Genomic DNA, 18,672 nt, shown 5'->3' on the forward strand with positions numbered 1-18,672 from the left:
GCTCGAAGAGTACAGCCTTCAGCATCACGACGGTTAAGGCATAGCAAAGATCGCTGAGCTTGCCAAAGCGCTAAAGTGAAAAAATCTGAGAAACGCTCTTTCCTATGGGAGGGGCGTTTTTCTTGTTTGCGCAGAAATCTATATTTAACACAAATTTTCATAGGAGGCTTTTATGAACAAGATGGTTTTGAATTTCGCTGGAATGTTGTCGGTTGCCCTGCTTGCCGGAAGTCTTTTGGCTGCTTGTGATGACGATAGTTCTACAGCGCCGAATACGGATAATGCCGCTTTGAGTTCTTCTACAGAGGTGACTCCGCAGCCTGGTGATGCGCTGTATTCATCTGAAGCGTTGCCGGGAATTTCTTCGGCGGAGATGTCCTCGGCGATTGAAGAAAGTTCTTCTAGCGAGGCCCTGCCGACGACTCTTTGCAAATTTACTCTGGTGACGCAGACGAGCTACTACCCGATGGCGATTATCACGGGCGTGACGACGCTTTGCTTGCCGATGGCGGAATGCGACACTTCGGCGTTGAACATGTGGATGGATCAGTGCTACGAAGACCATGCGACTGTTGAAGGCTGCTATTCCAGCTTTAAGGCGGAAGTCGTCGAAGATTGTGGCGACAGCTACAGTGAAACTTGTGAAACGCGTAATGGAACGGCCTACATTTCTGGGCGATTCAAGGGCGACTGCGGCCTTATTGTGCGTTAAAGGTTCGCAAAAACAACACTAAAAATCGGAGGTGATATGTTCCGTAATTTTAAATGGGTTCTTGCTACGGCCTCGGCTATTAGCCTGTCTGTGATGTTTGCTGCGTGCAACGAGCAGGAGTCTAAAACCGAGATGAAAAAGGATGTCGCTGAGGTGGCGACGCCTGCACCTACGCCGGCTCCCACGAAGTCAGTGGTGGTGTACTATTCGCAGAATGGAGCAACCAAGAAACTCGCCGAAATTTTCCAGAAGGCGAAGAACGCCGAAGCGGTGGAACTTAAACTTGTAAAACCGTACCCCTCGACTTACGACAGCACTGTTGCCGCGGTTGGTGCCGAACGTGAAAGCAAGCTGTGGCCTGCTCTTGAAAATGCGAAGGTGGATCTCGCCAAGTACGATACGGTGTACTTGGGGTATCCGATCATGTTCGGGAGTTTCGCTCCGCCGATTTACACCTTCCTCGATTCAAACGACTTGAGTGGCAAGGTTGTGGTGCCGTTCTGCACGTACGGTAGCGGAGGCCGCAAGGCGAGCGCTGCAGAACTCAAGACTCTTGAACCGAATGCGAACGTGACGCTAGCTTATGGAATTTCGAACAAGCGAATCACGGCGGAAAATGGCGCCGAAGTGGCCGCGGGTGAAGTCGAGGCCTTCTTTGGGAATCTGGAAGCCGGTAAGACTGACGAAATGCTTCTGGGCGGCTACTCGGAACAGCGCCCGCTTACTGCGGAAGATTCTGCGGTCTTTGCCGAGGCGACCAAGGATTACGCCTACTTGAGCCTCAAGCCGCTGAGTGTCGCGACGCAGATTGTGGCCGGCACGAATTACTTGTTCGTTTGCGAAATGAAGGCCTTCGGTGGGCCAGCCACTCAGACATACGTGAAAATATTTAAGCCGCTCCCGGGTCGCGGTGCGGCTGAACTGATTGTCGTTGAAAAGTAGAAATCGTCATTGGAAATAAAAGAAAGCGGGCTTGAATCCCGCTTTTTTTACGCCTTCACGTGGAAGTAGTCGATTTCGGGGTGGCTGATGTAGAGGCCGCTTACGGAGGCTTGCGGGTACATGGCGCCGTTCTCGGTGAGCGATATTCCGACACTTTCGAAGTCGATGAGTTTCGCGACGTTGAAGATTTCCTTGATGTTCGGTAGCACGGGGTATCCGACGGCCGGGCGGATGCCCTTCCAGCTGTTGGTGCGCGCGAGTTCCTGGCTTAGGTATTCGGCGCCTGCTTCGGCGAGGCGGTCGGCGACAGTCTGCATCAGGAGAACGTCGTAGTCGCTGCCGCCCTGTTCGGCTTTGAGCTTTTCGAGACGCTTCACGAAGGCGTCGCTCACGGTGACGGCGAAGGCACCTACGATGTCGCGGAAAACATCTTTACCGGCGGGAGCAGCGAAGATGCTTGCGGTGTTCGCGTTGGCAGGGGCTACGTAGTCGCAGAGGGCGAGACAGGTGCCTTCGGGGTTCTGCTGGCGTGCTGTGGCGACTTCGACAAGGTCGGAGTCGGTGCCGGTACGGCCCGTGTTGAACCTGATGGAATTTTCCGTACCGGCGGCAGGGTAGAACGCCTGCACGGCACGGAGTGCGTATTCGGGCTTTGTGAGCGACTTGATGAGCGCTTCGGCGTCGGCCTTAAGTTTTTTCGCCTCTTCTTCGTCTGGCTTGATTTTCCAAGTGAAGAAGAAGTATTCCCAGCTGATGAGCGGGATAATCTTTTCGATAGGAATCGGCGGGAGCTTGCTTTCGCCCATGAACGGCGGCTGTACCGGCTGGTATTTGCTCCAGTCGTACTGGAAACGGCGTTCGACGGTCGTTTTGGCGCTTGCGGCTTCGGTCTGGATGCCGTTCTGTTTGTCGCGAATGCGCTGCTGCTCGGCCCGGTTTTCTTGAATCGTAGCTTCGCTTGTCGCGGGGTCCAAGAGCTTTTGCACGAGGCCCGGGTTGCTGGCGGCATCGCGCACGTGGAATACGGGGCCGTCGTAGCACGGAGCAATCTTTACGGCCGTGTGCGTGGGCGAGGTGGTGGCACCGCCGACGATAATCGGGATGCGCTGGCCTGCATCTTGCATGGCCTTCGCCACAGTGCACATTTCTTCGAGCGAGGGCGTAATCAGCCCGGAGAGGCTCAATATATCGGCCTTGTTCTCGATGACCGCTTTCACGATGACGTCTTCGGGAACCATCACGCCGAGGTCCACCATCTCGTAGCCGTTACAGGCCATAATCACGGAGACGATGTTCTTGCCGATATCGTGCACGTCGCCCTTCACGGTCGCAATCACGATTTTTCCGCGGTTAGAAGCATTGGCGTCCTTGCCCGCCTCGATGTAGGGCTGCAAAATTTCCACCGCCTTCTTCATGGTGCGTGCGGTTTTTACCACCTGCGGCAAGAACATCTTGCCTTCGCCGAAGCGACGGCCCACTTCGTTCATGCCGTCCATGAGCGGGCCAGAGATGATTCCCACCGGGCTATCGCCACGGTTGATGAGTTCCATCAGGTCGGGCTGAAGCGTTGTAGAAGTTCCCTTGAGTAAGGCTTCTTGCAGGCGTTCTTCGGGGGTGGTGGGCTTGGCTTCGGCGGCAGCGCTGGCGTTGTCGTCAGAAGAGCTCGCGCCTGTGCTCATGGCGAAAATTGCCTTCGGGTCGTATTTGGTGCCTGCTTCCTTGGCGGCAGCGGCGGCCGCGGTCATGCGGCTTGCAATTTCAATGAGCGCTTCGCTCGCATCCGGTTCCGTGTTGTAGATGACTTCGGTAATGGCCATGCGGAGTTCCAGCGGAATCGTCTTGTATTCGATAATCGCGCTCGGGTTCATGATGGCCATGCCCATGCCGTTCGGAATCGCGTAATGCAGGAAGGTGGTATGCATCGCTTCGCGCAGGTAGTTATTGCCGCGGAAGGCGAAGGAAAGGTTCGAAAGACCGCCCGAGATGCGCACGCCGGGCAAGTTGTCCATAATCCAGCGGACCGCACGGATAAAGTCAATGGCGTAAGCGTTGTGTTCCGCCATGCCCGTAGCGACAGTCAAAACGTTCGGATCGTAAATGATGTCAGAAGGATCGAAGCCGAGCTTTTTGACCATGATGTCGTAAGCGCGGGCGGCAATTTGTACGCGGCGCTCGTAGTTGGTGGCCTGGCCTTCTTCGTCAAAGAGCATCACGATGACCGCACCGCCGAGTCGCTTGATGGTGCGCGCGTGATCGATGAAAGCTTGTTCACCCATCTTGAGTGAGATAGAGTTCACGATGCACTTGCCCTGGGCGCACTTGAGGCCCGCTTCGATGACTTCGAACCGGGAAGAGTCCACCATGATGGGCACGCGGCTGATGGCGGGGTCCGAAGCGAGCAAGTTCAAGAAGGTCTGCATTTCAGCGGTAGCATCCAAGAGACCGTCGTCCATGTTCACGTCGATCACGTCGGCGCCGTCTTCGACTTGCTTACGAGCGATGTCGAGAGCTTCTTCGTAATTTTTTTCGTTGATGAGTCGCAGGAACTTCTTGGAGCCCGCCACGTTGCAGCGTTCGCCCACCTTCACAAAATCTTCGGCGTTGCAGCTGTCGGCGCCGTTGCTCGGGCGCACCTGTTCCTTGAACAGCGGTTCCAAACCGGCGAGGCGGAGCAGCGGGCTCGTCGCATACTTGGGTGCTGGCTTACGGCGTTCGTAATCGGCCGGCAGGGCGTCAAGCATCTTGCGCATGGCGGCGATGTGTTCCGGTGTGGTACCGCAGCAACCGCCAATCATGTTCACTAGTTTGTCATCCAGGTAAACGCCCATCAGGCGCACCATGTCTTCGGGCGTATCGTCGTAACCGCCGAACTGGTTCGGGAGCCCCGCATTCGGGTGACAGCTAATGTAGCAGGGCGCGACCTTGCCCATGCGGCGCAGGTACGGCACCATGCCGTCGGCACCGAGACCGCAGTTCAGGCCAATCGAAAGCGGATGCATGTGCATCACGCTCACGGCGAACGCTTCTACCGTCTGGCCCGAAAGTGTACGGCCCGAGGCGTCGCTCACCGTCATCGAAAACATGACTTCAACCGGCTTGAGGTCGGCAACCGCGGACCCTTCGGCAAGCTCAGGGACCTTGGCTGCAGCGCGTTTTTCCATCACTTTGGTAAATGCGCTTGCGGCGGCTTTTGCGTTCAGCGTATCAAAAATCGTTTCAATCAGAATCGCATCGACGCCTTCTTCCACCAGCACCTGGATCTGTTCCAGGTAGGCGTCTTCCAGTTCGTCGAAAGTAATGCTACGGCTCGCGGGATCGTTCACGTCTTCGCTCATCGAAAGCATTTTGCTCGTGGGGCCCACGTCACCCAGGATGTACACCTGGCGGCCGTACTTTTCCATGGCCTCTGCCGCCGCCTGCTTCGCAATCTTCACCGCGGCGCGGTTCATTTCGGCAATGCGGTGTTCCTGGTGGTATTCGTGCTGGCTTACGCGCTGGCTCGAGAAGGTATTCGTGGTGAGGCAATCTACGCCCGCATCCACGTATCGACGCTGGATATCAAGAATGATATCCGGCTTTTCGATAGAGAGCATGTCGTTGTTCGCGCCCTTGATTCCGTAAGTCTGAATGACAGAACCCATGCCGCCGTCGAGCAGCATCATCTTGCTTTCAAAAGCTTCGCGTAGAGTCATTTTCTTGTCCATTGCACGAACCGCCGTATTTTACGTTTTATGCGTTTATTTAGTTTTATGCATAAAAGATAGGAAATGCCGATGGACTTTTCAAGCGGGATATGTAAAAACCGGGGCACCTCGCGGCACCCCGGTTCCACTTTACCACAACACAAACTTTTAAAGATTAGCCAATACGGTCGTTGACCTCCTTTAAAGTCGGTACTTTTATGAGGTTTAATTGTCCTGCACGACAGTGAATGCCTATCCGTTTGTCGGGGCGTTCGCCTGCAGCGAGTTCAAGATTCTTGGTAAAGTCGCGTAGCGAACTTAATACCTCTTCAAGGCTACCGATGTTGGTGCATTCGATGATCCATCCACTATTAGGGAATATTATATCTGGATTTGCATTGGCTTTGCTCATGTGGCCTCCTTTGCGATGCTTTTTAAAATCGCTTTCGCTAAAGCCCTTAGCTGGGTCAAGGGATGCTCTGGAAAGAATTCATCGTAGAAGGGGTCTTCGCCAATCGTGTAACAGCAACCTTTTCTAGGTTCTCTATCCATGAGGTTGAATGATGTTGTTGAGTTTTTGGAACCAAAGGCTTTTAAGACGACTTCCTTGTAGCATTTTTTCGGTTGGGTCCGACGTAGGGATGCTTCACCGAGCTCATCACCGGAAGCGAACAGTTGAAAGGCTTGTCCTTCGTGGAAAACATCCATTATCAGGGTGTAATGGACTGCTTCGTCGTTCTCTTTGGTGAGGTAGTAGCGGCATAGCGTAGAGCCAATGGCTACATCACGGAAATCAACGAAGCATGTGTTGTCGTTCTCGAATCTTGCAAGCCAGAAAACATCATCTCGAAAGTGCTTTTCGGGTAGGAATGTTTTTGTCGTATTTTTTTCAATAACGGCCATTATGCAGGATTGCTTGGATTGGCGAACGAACCAAGTGGACTTGCCACGACCTTGCTTAAGTATTTTGTAGTCGGGAGGGAGCAGGTTTGCGAATTGCTTAGTGGTCATACCCAATCTCCTAGAAAATGCGTACGTGAAGTACGCGGACAAGCTTGTCAATGAAACTCGTTTTGGGAATGATTGCCTCGGATAGGTCAAGGCCGTAGGTTGCCGCCTTCCCGAAGCCGATACAGAATGCTTGGCCTTTGACGTAGCGATTGGGTTCGCAGTAGCAGACGATTTTTTCACCGAGGTTCGTGACAAATCCGGTTTCAAAGCAGAAACGTCCTCGCTCAAAGCGGTACATCCCGATGCCATTCAGGGCCTTTTCGTAGTTGGAGTTGATGCGCATCAGGGCTTCCTTGAAAGAAACTGTGTTGCGTTCGTTGGATTGCATGATTAGGTGGTTGATTTTGCCCTGTTCATTCTTGATAAAAATTTCTTCATGTAATTTCATATGGTTAAACCTTTGTTTTGATAGTTTGTGTGTAATTTGGTCGCAGGACCGTTGGTCCGTGGATGTAAGCGGAAATGGCGGCCGGTAATGTGGAAATTACCGGCCTTTTCCATTCCGTTTATTGCGACTCTATAGTCGCCATTGAGTGATATGCTTTAGTGTATTATTGCTTAGATCGTTTAATTATTCGTCGTAGAATTCCTCAAAGGCTGTGTCGTCAAAGTCGTTGGGATCATCGAGTGGATCGATGTATCCCATAGTCTCGAGATAGTCGCCGTCGGGATTGAAACCCATCCAAGGATCGGGATCAGGTTCTTCCTCTTCCAAGTCTTCATCAGAATCTCCATTAGCGCGTTTCCTTTCCAACTCTTCTAACAGACGTTCTTTTTCGGCTTCGAGTTCAATCTCATATTGGAGTTCGGTCATCTCACCCCACTTAGTCCATATTAAATGGTCTTTCATAATGAATGTCCTCTTGTTTTTTTTGAAAAATTGATTTTATCATAAGCTCCGGACTCGAATCCCCGAGGGTTTGCAAGCCGCTGGCTCCAATTATTATTAAGCTCCGGACTCGAATCCCCGAGGGTTTGCAAGCCGCTGGCTCCAATTATTATTAAGCTCCGGACTCGAATCCCCGAGGGTTTGCAAGCCGCTGGCTCCAATTATTATTAAGCTCCGGACTCGAATCCCCGAGGGTTTGCAAGCCGCTGGCTCCAATTATTATTAAGCTCCGGACTCGAATCCCCGAGGGTTTGCAAGCCGCTGGCTCCAATTATTATTAAGCTCCGGACTCGAATCCCCGAGGGTTTGCAAGCCGCTGGCTCCAATTATTATTAAGCTCCGGACTTGAATCCTTGAGGGATTGCAAGCCACTGGCTCCGATTATATGTACTTAGACGTTAGAGTCGCTTGACTTATCGGTCAGGTACATTTACACCTAGACAGGTGTAGGTGTACAAGTTACAAAAATTCTATAATGCTGTCAACCCATTTCCACAAAAAAATAGAAAAGGGTTGACGCTGTTTCATTTTGTCATATTACTATGATTGCTTGTAGGGTTTTCCTTCATAAATTTGCGGTTAGTCAAGGCATTTTTCGAGTTCCGTTCGGATGGATTCCTTGTTGTAGCCCTTGCCGATAAAGACGACTTGGTTTTCGCGGTCGCCGTAGCGGGAATCCCAGTTTTCCCGGACTTCGGGATTGTCGGCGAGGTAGGCTTGCTTCTGGTCTTCGCGCAGGGCGTCTATCCAAAAAGATACTGGCATGACCGAGGAATTCCGGCCGGCCTGTTCGAACAGTTGAACGTCCCTGCTGGCGTCCGAGAACCAGATGTAGCCCTTGGAGCGGATGAGTTCGGCAGGGTAGCGGTTGTTGACGAAATCCATGAAGCGGGTCCTGTTGAACGGTTGCCTTGTCTCGAAAACGAAGGACGAAATTCCGTATTCGTCTACGCAGCTGTCGCGACGGCGTCCTGACTGCAACAGGCTTGCGGTGGCTTTTTGAATGGCCGAGGACGATTCGATTTGACCGTAGTTGAAAGGTTTTGTCGTAAGGATTTTTTCGATGTCGATGTCGCCGTTTACCGAATGGATAATTGGTGCGCGGGGCTGGAAATCGCGTACGATGGATTCGACTTCCTTGAGTTGGTCTTCGCTGAGCAAGTCGCACTTGTTCAAGACGATAAAGTTGCAGAATTCAATCTGGTCTACAATCAGGGTGGAAATTTCTTCTTGCGAAAGATCGTACTGATCGGCTAAGTGGTCCCGCTGTTCTTTTTTGTGTTTCAGGTCGCTGAGGAATTCGCGGTAGATGCGGTCGGCATCGACGACGGTCACGATGGAGGTCAGGTAAACGTTGGTGTCGGGATTGTCTTCTTCGTAGGCCAAGAAGCTTGCGCTCACGGCGCCGGGGTCGCTGATGCCGGAGGCTTCGACGAATACGACTTCGATGGAATCCAGTTTGGAAATCTTTTCGACTTGCTCGATGAATTCGTCGCGCAGCGTGCAGCAGATGCAACCGTTTTGCAGTTCGAACATCGGGCATTCGGCCACGTTCGAGCCGTTCTTTTTCAGAATTTCGGCATCGACGTTGATGCTTCCCATGTCGTTGACGATAAGGGCGACTTTCCGCTTCTCCTGCTTAAGAATATTGTTCAAGAGGGTTGTTTTGCCGGAGCCCAAATATCCGGTAATGAGGATGACGGGTTTCTTGTTCTTTTTCATAGTTCTCCTTTGAAGATTGTGTAGTTTGTTAAAAAGTTTGTTTGTAATGAATAATGCGTTACCATTCGATTTTTGCGAGTGCGCTAAAATTGCGGCCCTTTTCGGGCATGACTGATTTTAGGCGGGAAAGATGATTACGAACGTCGGCGTCTAGCAAGTTGTCGGCGCGGAAAACGAGACTGTAGCGGGCGAGTGCAAGTTCCCAGTGGATTTCAGTTGACAGACCGAAGGTGATGTGGCCGGGAGTGCGCTCTTCGTATTTGTCTACTTTGTGCTGGGCGAGGGCCATGTCGGTGTGTGCGCCTGTGCGTACATGTTCCCAGAGGTAGGCGAGTTCGCCGTGGAATTTAAGCGGCGGAATTTGCGGCATGTCGCTCCACGTGTTCTTGGAGTCGTTGTGGCTTGAACTATTTGCGTTGCGGTACATGCCGCGCACGTAGCTTGCGGAGGCTGTCGCGTGTATGCCGCGTTCTGCCGCGGTTTCGACGGAGGCGCTGCCGCCAAAAAGGAATGCCTCGTCGCCGCTGACTTGATAGATGGGGAGTAGCTGCGACCAGTTGGTGTCTCCTGTAGCGCGGGGCGCGAGATAGTTCAAAAAATAGGTAGCGTGAGCGGCCGCGCGCCAGGTGAATAAATCGCCGTAAGAGCGGTATTCCAGTTCGCTGCCGTAGCCGCTTTCGGCGTCCTGCTTGTGGTTGCCACGCTCGTAGGTGTAAGCGGCGAGATGCGGCCCCTGATTGTATAACTCTTCGATGGTGGGCGCCCGTGTGGTCCTGAATAAATCCAGCGTCAAGAATTTGCCCACACCGACGTGCTGCGAGAATTCTGCGTCAAACGCCCATAATGCAAAGTTGCGGTCTTCGATGGCGTCTTTGTCGGCGACGACGCTTTCATGCGGGCGAAAGATCGCTCCGCCGAGTCGCGCAGCTACCGTAATTTCGAGCCCACGCCACCCACTCATGCTGGCGACGGCAAAAGCGGAACCTGCATACGACCGAGTCGGTGGCGTGAATACGTAACCGCCCATTTCGATCCAGCGGCGTTCCAATTCTGCGCCCAGGCGAATTCCGAAAAGGGGACCGAGACTTGCCAGGAGTTTTTCTAAGCGCAAGTTCTCCTGATTGACAGCAAACTCGGCCCCCACCGCCCCCTTCTTTCCTTCAAATTCTTTGTGATGATAACGGTTGATTCGAAGCGTGACATCCAGCGTGTCGCGGACGTCATTGGCCGGCAAGTAAAAGCCGCGCAGTGTCAAGTCGCGTTTCCATAATTCAATGTCGACGCCGTTCGGGTGCCCGCCAATGAATCCGCCGGGGATTCCGTAGTCGCTGTCGAACCAGCGGTAAGAGGCTCCGAAACGGAAACGCCCCAAGGCGTACGCGGCGCCTACAGCCCCGCTCCTGTTTTCAATATCCGTATTTTTCAGCGTGCCATCGGGCGTTTCCATGTCGCCCATGCGGCGGGCAGAAAGTTCTCCTTTAAGTGAAATTCCCGCCGTCGAGGCATTAGCCCCCACGGCCGTTGCGTACCCCGGCTGTGCGCTTTCGGAATACCCCGTGACATAACCGTGAAAAGGCGCTCCGTCAGAAGATGAATCGTCAAAGGGAATGTCCTTGCGTTCTACTAGCACTACGCCGCCCGCGGCTGAAAATGAATGCGCCAAAATATGCGGCCCGCGCAAAACGCGAAGCCGGTGTGCGGTTAAGACTTCAGATGCGACGGCGTGATCGGGCGAGGTGGCGCTCATGTCGCCACAGAATGCGCCGTCTTCGGTCAATTCGACATGGCTCCCCGAAAGTCCTTTGATAACGGGGCGTGCGGCCGCAGGGCCCATGGAACGGATCGCTACATCGGGCTCGTTCTTGATAGTCTCAGCAATAGTTGTAGAGATAGCGCGTTCGAGTTTGTCGCCTTTTAAATCGTCATCTTCGCGGAGGCCTTCTAAAATCGCATGCGCGGGGCTTTCCGCCTGCACTACCGAACTTCCTAAATCCTGTACAAAATCTTGGGCTGAATCCTGTTCTGTAATTTGTGCAAAAGAAGAGTGAAGGAAGCCCCCTAGAAGGAGGCTCCCCATGGCAGCCCTAATGAGGCTAATCTTCATGTTCGTGCTCGTGTTCATGATCGTGGTGTTCATGGTCGTGATCATGATCTTCGTCTTCATCCTCGTCGTGGTGATGTTCATGGAACGGGCATTCCTCGGCGTCCAAAGCCTTATCTACGACAACGCGGATTGCAGGCGTGCGAGCGTCGGCATGGTCGTGATGGTTCACCTTCAGAATCAAAGTCGTTTCGCCTTCCTTGACACCCTTCAGGTGGAAACCCCAGCTGCCGCAGGAGTGTACGTCAAGAATTTTTTCGTCGGCGATTTCCCAGGCGAGGGAATGTTCGTCATCTGTCGGGGGCTCCACTTCTTTCTTGTTGTCGTCAAGAAACTTCACGTGGATATGTTCGCTCATGCAGTTTGCGTTCACGTGCATCACTTCGATGGAAGAATCGGCCTTGCCGCGGTAAACGCTGTAGGCAAGCTGCCAGTCGCCCCAATAAAGGTTCCAGCCTTCGGCTTCAAAATGTTCGTGCTGGTCGGTAGAGGCGCTGTTGCTGTCGCCGCAGGCGGCAAAGAATACGCTGAGGATGATGCCAAAAATGGCAAAGGAAAGGGTTTGGATCAGTTTCATGTTTCTCTCGTTTAATCGGCCGTCATAATGGACGGCTTTTGTGTACAACAATCCTATCCGCGAAAAATTTTGCGGACAATACTCCAAAACACCTGGCGATTTTTCGCAAGGCAAAAAAGCAGGATATTGCGGTTAAGGTTTTAACGGATTATGCGGAGAGGGCGGGAGGGGCGCGTGGCCTCGAAAAATGAAAACGCGGGTTTGTTCTAAAAATGCGAATTTCACTTACCAGTTCGCCGATAACCACCAAAATTACAGCGACATCCGCGGTGCCGCTTGCAACGTCAAGACCATTCTGCACCAGCGCACAGACTGGGCAATCGTCATGCTCGTCAAAGTCATCGTGATGGTGCTGGGCAATAGAGAGTAGGCCCGCTACCACGAAAGCGACGATTATGGTCTTCAAGAACTTCACTAAAAAATCCAATAATTAAAATAACGGAATTACTTTTCGGTCTGCATTTCAGCGTTGCGGATGATGGGAAAACCTCCGCCCCCTTCATCGCTTTCAAAATCGAAGTCGCCCGTAATCGTGATGATGGCTCCTTCGGCGGGGTATTCCTTGGGAAATTCTCGCGGTTTTGCAAGTTCAAAGGCGAGCCCCTGCGAACAACAGGCGAGAGCGTCTTGAATCACGCAACCGTAAAAACGCCGTTCCATTTCCTCGTCGTAATAGCTCGAAAAGATTCCCTTCATCTTGATATGCTTTCCGAGATACTTGCTTGGGTACATGACCATTTGGTAAACTTGCCCATAGACCATGGTCCCGCTCATGCGGGAAATGTCAATGTCGTATTTCTCTTTACCGCCGGGTTCCTTTGCAAACAAGGCCGCAAAGGCAAGCAGAACTGCAAGAACTACTTTGAACAACTTAAGCACCTCTGCCTTGAATCAGGCTGATCGAATAGAAGAGACCAAAAGCCACAATGTCTGCCGCCACAATGGTAGAACCTACGGGAGTCCCCGCAAGAATCGCGACGACGATTCCGATAAGCGAGCACACGACCGAGATGATGGCCGATGCAACCGTTACCGCGAAGAAACTCTTGAAAACGCGCATGGCCGAAAGCGACGGGAGCACCACTAGGGCCGACACCAGGAGGGCGCCCACCAGGTTCATGGCAAGAACGATGATGACGGCCACGATGACAGCGATCAGCAAATTGAAAATCGTCGTGTTGACGCCGGTCGCCTGCGCGAAATTTTCGTCGAAGGTGATGGCGAAAATCTTGTGGTAGAAAAGAATGAATACGGCGAGGACTGCAATCGAGAGTGCGGCGCACAGGTAGACTTCTTCTACCCGGAGTGTCAAAATAGAAGTAGAGCCGAAAAGCGTCGTGCAAACGTCACCTGAAATATTCGCCGAAGTCGAGAAAATGTTCATCAATAGATAACCGATGGCAAGGGCTCCGACCGAAACCATGGCAATGGCGGCATCTCCCTTGATGCGGGCATTTTTCCCTGTACACAACAAGAGTACTGCCACCGCGACCGTCACCGGCAAGATGAGCAGCATGTTGTTCGTAATCTTGAGTACCGCTGCAATAGAGAGCGCTCCGAAGGCGACATGCGAAAGGCCGTCACCGATGTAGGAGTAACGCTTGAGCACCAAGGTCACGCCCAGGAGCGACGAACAGAGCGATACGAGAACGCCCACGATAATCGCGTAGCGAACGAAAGGGAAATCCAAGTAGAACGAAAGTTTTTCTATAAGTTCCGGCATAAAGGTTTGGGGTCGCGCTTACAGCGCTTTGAGGTATGAGGTTTGAGGACGTCGCGACATGAATCTTTTCATTTTTCTTTAGTTGAAATTTTGTTGAAGTCCAGCACGCGGGTGGCATCGTCGAGGGCAGTGTCTACATCGTGAGTGACCATGACGACGGTCATTCCCTTCTGGTGCAGTTCCTCGATGATGCGGTACATCGTTTCAGTAGATTCCGGATCGAGGCCTGTCACCGGTTCGTCGAGAAGCAACAGCCGCTCGGCGGCGCACAGGGCCCTCGCTAAAAGCACGCGCTGCTTTTGGCCCCCCGAAAGCTCACGGAAGCAAGATTTTGCGAGGCTTTCGGTACGGGTTAGCGCCATGCATTCCATGGCGCGATCCCGGTGCGCCTTCCTGTAGAAGGGCAGCAAGCGGTGCTTTCCTTGGAATGCCGACAGCACGATTTCTTCGACGGAGGCCGGGAAATCTTTCTGCACGATCGTCATTTGCGGCAGATAGCCGATTTGATTTCGGCTTAAGCTGTCGCAAAGTTCGATGACTCCTGATTTCGGCTTCAACAGCCCCGCGATACCCCTCAAGAAAGTCGTCTTTCCGGAACCGTTGCGCCCCACGATGCACAGGTAGTCACCTGCGTTTATATCGTAGTCCAGATCGCGTACCAGGTCCTTGCTCCCGTATCCGAGAGTCAGTTGCCGACACTTGAGCAACGAGGTATGGGCAGTGAGCTCGGTCGCCCTATCGCTTTCGCTCCAGGGCTCCCTTTGAGAATTTTGGCTAAGATTTTTTTTCTGTATATCTTCACTATTCATTATTCATTCTCAATTTTTAATTTTCATCGCTCACTACTCGTCACCCATTCCGCACTATTTAATTGCTTTCTTCAAAACTTCCAAATTTGATTGCATCATGCTCAGATAGTCTGTGCCAGATTGCATCTGCGCATCCGTCACCGACTGCATCGAATTCAGCGTCAGCACAGGCGTTTCCTTCGATTTTTTGCTGGCGTCGAGAATCGCACGGGCAATTTTTCCGTTGCTTCCGTCAATCGTGAAAATCGCGGGGAGCGCAAGCGAATCCATCTTGCCGGCCAAGAAGGCTACCGTCTCGAAGCTCGCTTCGCTTTCGGCGGAACAGCCAACAAACGCGGCAAAATACTTAATGCCGTAATCATCCACCAGATAGCGAAACGGGAATCGGTCGCCAAACAAAATGGTCTTGAAATGGGCACTGTCTGTTGCTGCGCGGTACTGGGCGTCCAGGGCGCTAATCTTTGCGATGTAAAGGCCCGCATTCATGTGGTATTCCGTAGCGTGCGCCGTGTCTACTTTCGAGAGGGCATCGGCAAGGTTCATCACCAGGAGTTCTGCATTTTTCAGCGAGAGCCAAATGTGTTCGTCGTTCTCGGCTTCTTCGTGGTGATGGTGCTCGTCTTCGTGTGCCTCGGCATGCTCGTGATGCCCGTCTTCATGTTCTTCTGCATGTTCGTGATGGTCATGATTCTCGTGAACTTCAGCGTGTTCATGATGATCCTCGGTCCCTGAGCTTGCCGAAGGGTCGCCGTGTTCATGGTGGTGTTCCTCTTCGGCCTGCATGCCTTCCACGACTTCTTCTTCCTTGACGCGGTCGCCTAAAGCTTCCATCAGGTTCACCTGCACGCGGCCTTCCTTCGGCGTTGCTTTCAGTGCCTTCTCGATCCATTCATCCGATTCACCGCCTACGTATACCACCATGTCGGCGCTTGCGATCGCTGCGATATCCTGTGCCGAGGGCTTGTAGCTGTGCAAGTCGGTGCCTTTCTTGATAAGCAATTTCAGGTTCACTGCGTCCAGACGGTCTCCGAGGACGTTCTTCAGCCAGTCATACTGCGGATAGATAGTCGCGACAATAGAAACTTTCTTTTGTGCGGGGGCTTTTTCGTTCGATTCCGCGCTGCAGGCGACAAACATCAGCGCCGTCGCCAAAACAAACATTGCAAATGCTGCAAATTTCTTCATAATAAGTCCTTTGCCCAATCGGGCCAAAATTTGAATTGATGCTTTATTCTCCGTGGCACTTGTCGTGCCCAGTGCGCCAATCAATTCAGTAGCAGGACTTTTTGCGATACGAGAGTTGTCGACGGCGCGACTGCCGCCTTGAAGCAAACTAATTTGAAATAGAAGAACCGTAAAGCAAGTTCAAACGGCGCTACCACCAGTTCCATGCAGACTGAAATCAGTTCCAGGCAACGGTGGATGTGGTGACACACGTGGCAGTGATCGCCGTGGCAATGGTGTTCCAGATGTTTGGCCACGTAGAGCGATGCTAAAAATACCAGCAACTTGTCGAAGAGTGCTTTAACCATGACGCCTCCGCGAACAACCGGAGCAGCGGCCAAGCAACACGGACTGTTGCTGGTCCAGTTCGAATCCGCTGCGTTGCACCGAAAGCTGCAACACCTTGAGGGCGGGGCCTTCTAGGTGAAAGAACTTGCCGCATTCCTTACACACGAGGTGCATCTTTTCTTCGCACTGGCCTGGACCCGTGTAGCGGTAGCGCAACTCGTTGTTGTCATCGGCCCCGACAATCTGCACGATTCCCGCCTTTTCCATGCGGGACAGGTTCCTGTAAATGGTACTCAGTGAAACTTCGGGCAAACTTTTGGCAATTTCGGACGCCTTGAAAATCCGGTCGGGATTCTCGGCCATGTAGTCCGTGATTTTTTGCCTTGTTTGCGTCTTGTATTCCATTTTTCCTCGTTTTTCGCAAATTTTCGCCGTTTGGAGGGCGCTCGATGCGTCTTGCACCGGATGAATTTGCGAATCGTTCGCAAAATATAGTAAAATTTCGCAAGATTTGCTACTCATTTGCAAATTGTGAGCTTTTTTCTGCGAAATGGGGCTGCGTACAGGCCAAACGGGCTGCTCCCCTCACACCCCACACCTCTCTGTGACTTGCGTCACAATCCGCTTGGATAAAACATCCATGCGAAATTCACACTGGGTATATGTTTCTTTACCTGCAAAGTCTATTTTATTTATGTAAATATACGGGTAAAATAATTATGGTTACGTTTTCTGACATATCGGATTACCGCGACTTCTTGAAGGAGTACTACGACCGCAGGAAGGCTGAGATGCCTTTCTACTCGTACCGTATGATGGGGGACAAGCTGGGGTTGGATTCCAGCTACCTTTACCGCGTGCTGCAGAAGAAGCAGCACCTCCCGGCTCATGCGCTCCCTGCCGCGAAAGAAATCCTGAATCTGTCCGGTCGCGAGGCCGAATACTTTGACCTGCTGTTCTCTGCCGCTGTAACCAAGGACAAGAACAAGCGCGAGGAACTGATGGCGAAGGCCCTCGATTTGAGGGACGTGGACCGCCACAGTCTGCAGGCAGCCGAACTCAAGCTGCTCGAAAACTGGTGGATTCCCGCCGTGCGCGCCTACCTGGAACTGAACGGTGGCGTGGTGAATGTCAAGCAGATTTCGCGCGATATCTGTCCCCCGATTACCGAGGAACAGGCAAAAGAAGCGATTGACACCTTGCTCGAAGTGGGCCTGGTGAAGAAAATGGCGTCGGGTAAACTGGCGCTGACGGATGCTCACTTGACTGTGGGTGGCCCCGAAAAGAAACAGGCCGTGCGTCATTTCCAGAAAGAAGTGCTTTCTTTGGCTAGTAATGCGCTTGACAATATTCCTGTGGACGAAAGAAATATTTCTACACTTACATTGTCCGTTGATCAGGCTTGCTTCGATGACTTGGGAGAAATGCTTAGGGAATTTAGGCGTCTGGTCCAGAAGAGGGTGGATGGTGCCAAGAATTCCGACCGGGTGATGCAGCTTTCGATGGCGTTCTATCCGATAGCGCGAAAGGGCGGTGTCCGTACCGTTGATTCTGTGGAGGGCGACAAAAGGGAGTCCAAATGAAGAAGTGGGTGTGGCATATAGGTTTGACTGCTGCGATGGGTGCGCTCATTGCGGCGTGTACGGCCGGCAAGGATACGGCTGGTTCTTCGCTTGAAACGGAGAACTCGGTCGCGGTCGTGCTTACGGTGCAGAAGGGCGATGGGACGCCTGCTGCCCGTACTAGGGTTTTTGTGCGTCCTTCCGATTTCTTGGCGGGCGCGAATAGCCTTACTTTGAGTGATGAATCCGATAATCTCGAATCTCCGGTGGTCGAAACTGATTCTGCGGCAGGTATCCTGAACGCCGAAACCGACGACCAGGGCCGGTTGAACCTCCCGAGACTGAAACCGGGTAGCTATACGATTGAGGCGCGCGAAAATACCCTCAAGGATTTCAAGCGTGTCGAGGTGACCGACAGTTCTCTGGATTCTGTTTCCCTCAAGGTGGCGGCGACGGGCTCGATGTCCGGTCAGGTGTATCTGCCCGAAGATGTCCGCTCTGTAACCGTGGGTATCCAGGGGCTTGATTACTTTGTTCAAACTGACTCGCTGGGCAACTTTGTCTTTGAAAACTTGCCGGCGGGTAATTTCAGCGTGGTGGGCTTTGTCTATAGCACCTACGAGGTTGCCGGTCTTGACGGGACCATTTCGTCTTACGACAGCTTCTTGCCGGTGGGCGCCCGCACGGTTCACGTGTCTTCCGAAAAGTCTTCCGAGAACGTGAAGATTGGCATCGCGGCCGATACGGTTTCGAAGGATACGGTTCCGAAGGATTCCGTGGTCGAGGATACGGTCGATGTTTATCCGGTGGTGTTGTTCGAAGACTTCGAGGACAGTACCTACGGCTGGTACACGACTGTTTCTCGGTACGCTAGCGCCAAGCTTGGCACTGATTCGGCCGGGCTCGATCGCGAAGGGCTGGCGGCGCACTTTGTATATACCAATGACTCCAACTACAACTGGGTATTGATGGGCAAGCCGCTCCGTGGAGTGACAGACCTTTCGGAACTTGATTCCGTTGTGTTCTGGGCTCGCGGCAGCGGGGCGCGTGAAGATTCGACGCAGTGGATTAGCTTCTCGTTCGACGTGCAGATGGACAGTGTCGATTTGGAAATGAACGGCTACGAAAACGGCAAGGCGTGGGTGCACATGACGCTCGATACCGCCTGGACCCGCTATGTGGTGACCCCGGAAGATGTTGCCGATACGGTGAGAATCGGGGGCAACATCGGTTGGGAAAAAGTCAAGGATCACGTGACCAACCTGAACATCTTTGGCGGTGGCGTTGGTGGCCCGTTTGAAATCTGGGTCGATGACATCACCATCTACGGTGTCAAGGACGTCGATTAGTTAAATCCTGAATTTTGAAGGCGAGCCCCGTGCAGAACGGGGCTTTTTCTGTATCCTATGGACAATATGTCAATGGAAAC

General features: G+C 52.7%; 19 protein-coding genes. 4 read left to right on the plus strand and 15 right to left on the minus strand.

Going from position 1 to position 18,672, the window contains the following annotated elements:
• Positions 1 to 172: 172 nt before the first annotated feature.
• Entirely contained in the window at positions 173 to 712 is a 540-nt protein-coding gene (locus tag BUA93_RS11075; RefSeq protein WP_072979368.1) for a hypothetical protein, read from the plus strand.
• A gap of 36 nt (positions 713 to 748) precedes the next feature.
• Entirely contained in the window at positions 749 to 1,654 is a 906-nt protein-coding gene (locus tag BUA93_RS11080) for a flavodoxin (protein ID WP_072979370.1), read from the plus strand.
• Between the two features lie 47 nt (positions 1,655 to 1,701).
• Here the strand turns inward: BUA93_RS11080 and metH are convergent, their stop codons facing one another.
• The 15 genes from metH to BUA93_RS11150 all read right to left on the minus strand — a co-directional run bounded on the left by metH (position 1,702) and on the right by BUA93_RS11150 (position 16,086).
• Positions 1,702 to 5,358, minus strand: a complete 3,657-nt coding sequence (gene metH / locus BUA93_RS11085; RefSeq protein WP_254793947.1) for a methionine synthase — start codon at positions 5,356 to 5,358, stop codon at positions 1,702 to 1,704.
• 154 nt (positions 5,359 to 5,512) lie between these two features.
• Positions 5,513 to 5,749, minus strand: a complete 237-nt coding sequence (locus BUA93_RS11090; protein ID WP_072979372.1) for a hypothetical protein — start codon at positions 5,747 to 5,749, stop codon at positions 5,513 to 5,515.
• Positions 5,746 to 6,348, minus strand: a complete 603-nt coding sequence (locus tag BUA93_RS11095) for a hypothetical protein (protein ID WP_072979374.1) — start codon at positions 6,346 to 6,348, stop codon at positions 5,746 to 5,748. Before BUA93_RS11095 ends, BUA93_RS11090 begins: the two co-directional genes overlap by 4 nt.
• Before the next feature lie 10 nt (positions 6,349 to 6,358).
• Positions 6,359 to 6,736, minus strand: a complete 378-nt coding sequence (locus BUA93_RS11100; protein ID WP_072979376.1) for a hypothetical protein — start codon at positions 6,734 to 6,736, stop codon at positions 6,359 to 6,361.
• 183 nt (positions 6,737 to 6,919) lie between these two features.
• Positions 6,920 to 7,198 (minus strand): hypothetical protein, encoded by a 279-nt coding sequence (locus BUA93_RS11105; RefSeq protein WP_072979378.1) that lies wholly within the window; start codon positions 7,196 to 7,198, stop codon positions 6,920 to 6,922.
• Positions 7,199 to 7,816: 618 nt separating this feature from the next.
• Positions 7,817 to 8,959, minus strand: a complete 1,143-nt coding sequence (locus tag BUA93_RS11110; protein ID WP_072979380.1) for a CobW family GTP-binding protein — start codon at positions 8,957 to 8,959, stop codon at positions 7,817 to 7,819.
• Positions 8,960 to 9,017: 58 nt separating this feature from the next.
• Positions 9,018 to 11,123, minus strand: coding sequence for a TonB-dependent receptor (locus BUA93_RS11115; RefSeq protein WP_254793948.1), 2,106 nt, complete (start codon positions 11,121 to 11,123; stop codon positions 9,018 to 9,020).
• The gene (locus BUA93_RS11120) at positions 11,053 to 11,637 is read right to left on the minus strand and encodes a hypothetical protein (protein WP_254793949.1); all 585 of its coding nucleotides are present in this window, start codon (positions 11,635 to 11,637) and stop codon (positions 11,053 to 11,055) included. Before BUA93_RS11120 ends, BUA93_RS11115 begins: the two co-directional genes overlap by 71 nt.
• A gap of 148 nt (positions 11,638 to 11,785) precedes the next feature.
• Complete coding sequence (locus tag BUA93_RS16785) at positions 11,786 to 12,052, minus strand: DUF2946 family protein (protein ID WP_139258000.1); 267 nt, start codon at positions 12,050 to 12,052, stop codon at positions 11,786 to 11,788.
• A gap of 29 nt (positions 12,053 to 12,081) precedes the next feature.
• A complete protein-coding gene (locus BUA93_RS11130; RefSeq protein ID WP_371359318.1) occupies positions 12,082 to 12,507 on the minus strand; it encodes a hypothetical protein in 426 nt (141 codons plus the stop codon).
• 1 nt (position 12,508) lies between these two features.
• The gene (locus BUA93_RS11135) at positions 12,509 to 13,360 is read right to left on the minus strand and encodes a metal ABC transporter permease (RefSeq protein WP_072979386.1); all 852 of its coding nucleotides are present in this window, start codon (positions 13,358 to 13,360) and stop codon (positions 12,509 to 12,511) included.
• Between the two features lie 68 nt (positions 13,361 to 13,428).
• Complete coding sequence (locus tag BUA93_RS11140; protein ID WP_083597370.1) at positions 13,429 to 14,169, minus strand: metal ABC transporter ATP-binding protein; 741 nt, start codon at positions 14,167 to 14,169, stop codon at positions 13,429 to 13,431.
• 54 nt (positions 14,170 to 14,223) lie between these two features.
• On the minus strand, positions 14,224 to 15,354 hold the full coding sequence (locus tag BUA93_RS11145; RefSeq protein WP_072979388.1) for a metal ABC transporter substrate-binding protein: 1,131 nt from the start codon (positions 15,352 to 15,354) through the stop codon (positions 14,224 to 14,226).
• An 80-nt stretch (positions 15,355 to 15,434) separates the two neighbouring features.
• Positions 15,435 to 15,701: a hypothetical protein gene (locus BUA93_RS15980; protein ID WP_139258002.1), complete on the minus strand. Its 267-nt coding sequence runs from the start codon at positions 15,699 to 15,701 to the stop codon at positions 15,435 to 15,437.
• Entirely contained in the window at positions 15,694 to 16,086 is a 393-nt protein-coding gene (locus BUA93_RS11150) for a Fur family transcriptional regulator (RefSeq protein ID WP_072979563.1), read from the minus strand. The genes BUA93_RS15980 and BUA93_RS11150 overlap by 8 nt, the downstream gene beginning before the upstream one ends.
• A 314-nt stretch (positions 16,087 to 16,400) precedes the next feature.
• On the opposite strand from BUA93_RS11150, the gene BUA93_RS11155 reads away from it, so the two are divergent.
• The gene (locus BUA93_RS11155; RefSeq protein WP_072979390.1) at positions 16,401 to 17,264 is read left to right on the plus strand and encodes a DUF4423 domain-containing protein; all 864 of its coding nucleotides are present in this window, start codon (positions 16,401 to 16,403) and stop codon (positions 17,262 to 17,264) included.
• A complete protein-coding gene (locus tag BUA93_RS11160) occupies positions 17,261 to 18,592 on the plus strand; it encodes a hypothetical protein (protein WP_072979392.1) in 1,332 nt (443 codons plus the stop codon). The genes BUA93_RS11155 and BUA93_RS11160 overlap by 4 nt, the downstream gene beginning before the upstream one ends.
• Positions 18,593 to 18,672 lie beyond the last annotated feature (80 nt).

Origin of the sequence: Fibrobacter sp. UWH4, assembly GCF_900142475.1 — a bacterium.
GTDB lineage: Bacteria > Fibrobacterota > Fibrobacteria > Fibrobacterales > Fibrobacteraceae > Fibrobacter.

Bases quoted from the DNA above. Each gene is read 5' to 3' on its own strand.
- BUA93_RS11080 (WP_072979370.1), top strand. From the start codon at position 749: ATGTTCCGTAATTTTAAATGGGTTCTTGCTACGGCCTCGGCTATTAGC.
- BUA93_RS11095 (WP_072979374.1), bottom strand. From the start codon at position 6,348: ATGACCACTAAGCAATTCGCAAACCTGCTCCCTCCCGACTACAAAATA.
- BUA93_RS11160 (WP_072979392.1), top strand. From the start codon at position 17,261: ATGAAGAAGTGGGTGTGGCATATAGGTTTGACTGCTGCGATGGGTGCG.
- BUA93_RS11090 (WP_072979372.1), bottom strand. From the start codon at position 5,749: ATGAGCAAAGCCAATGCAAATCCAGATATAATATTCCCTAATAGTGGA.
- BUA93_RS11155 (WP_072979390.1), top strand. From the start codon at position 16,401: ATGGTTACGTTTTCTGACATATCGGATTACCGCGACTTCTTGAAGGAG.
- BUA93_RS11140 (WP_083597370.1), bottom strand. From the start codon at position 14,169: ATGAATAGTGAAGATATACAGAAAAAAAATCTTAGCCAAAATTCTCAA.
- BUA93_RS11115 (WP_254793948.1), bottom strand. From the start codon at position 11,123: ATGAAGACGAAGATCATGATCACGACCATGAACACCACGATCATGAAC.
- BUA93_RS11105 (WP_072979378.1), bottom strand. From the start codon at position 7,198: ATGAAAGACCATTTAATATGGACTAAGTGGGGTGAGATGACCGAACTC.
- metH (WP_254793947.1), bottom strand. From the start codon at position 5,358: ATGGACAAGAAAATGACTCTACGCGAAGCTTTTGAAAGCAAGATGATG.
- BUA93_RS11100 (WP_072979376.1), bottom strand. From the start codon at position 6,736: ATGAAATTACATGAAGAAATTTTTATCAAGAATGAACAGGGCAAAATC.
- BUA93_RS11150 (WP_072979563.1), bottom strand. From the start codon at position 16,086: ATGGAATACAAGACGCAAACAAGGCAAAAAATCACGGACTACATGGCC.
- BUA93_RS11075 (WP_072979368.1), top strand. From the start codon at position 173: ATGAACAAGATGGTTTTGAATTTCGCTGGAATGTTGTCGGTTGCCCTG.
- BUA93_RS11135 (WP_072979386.1), bottom strand. From the start codon at position 13,360: ATGCCGGAACTTATAGAAAAACTTTCGTTCTACTTGGATTTCCCTTTC.
- BUA93_RS11145 (WP_072979388.1), bottom strand. From the start codon at position 15,354: ATGAAGAAATTTGCAGCATTTGCAATGTTTGTTTTGGCGACGGCGCTG.
- BUA93_RS11120 (WP_254793949.1), bottom strand. From the start codon at position 11,637: ATGAAACTGATCCAAACCCTTTCCTTTGCCATTTTTGGCATCATCCTC.
- BUA93_RS11110 (WP_072979380.1), bottom strand. From the start codon at position 8,959: ATGAAAAAGAACAAGAAACCCGTCATCCTCATTACCGGATATTTGGGC.
- BUA93_RS15980 (WP_139258002.1), bottom strand. From the start codon at position 15,701: ATGGTTAAAGCACTCTTCGACAAGTTGCTGGTATTTTTAGCATCGCTC.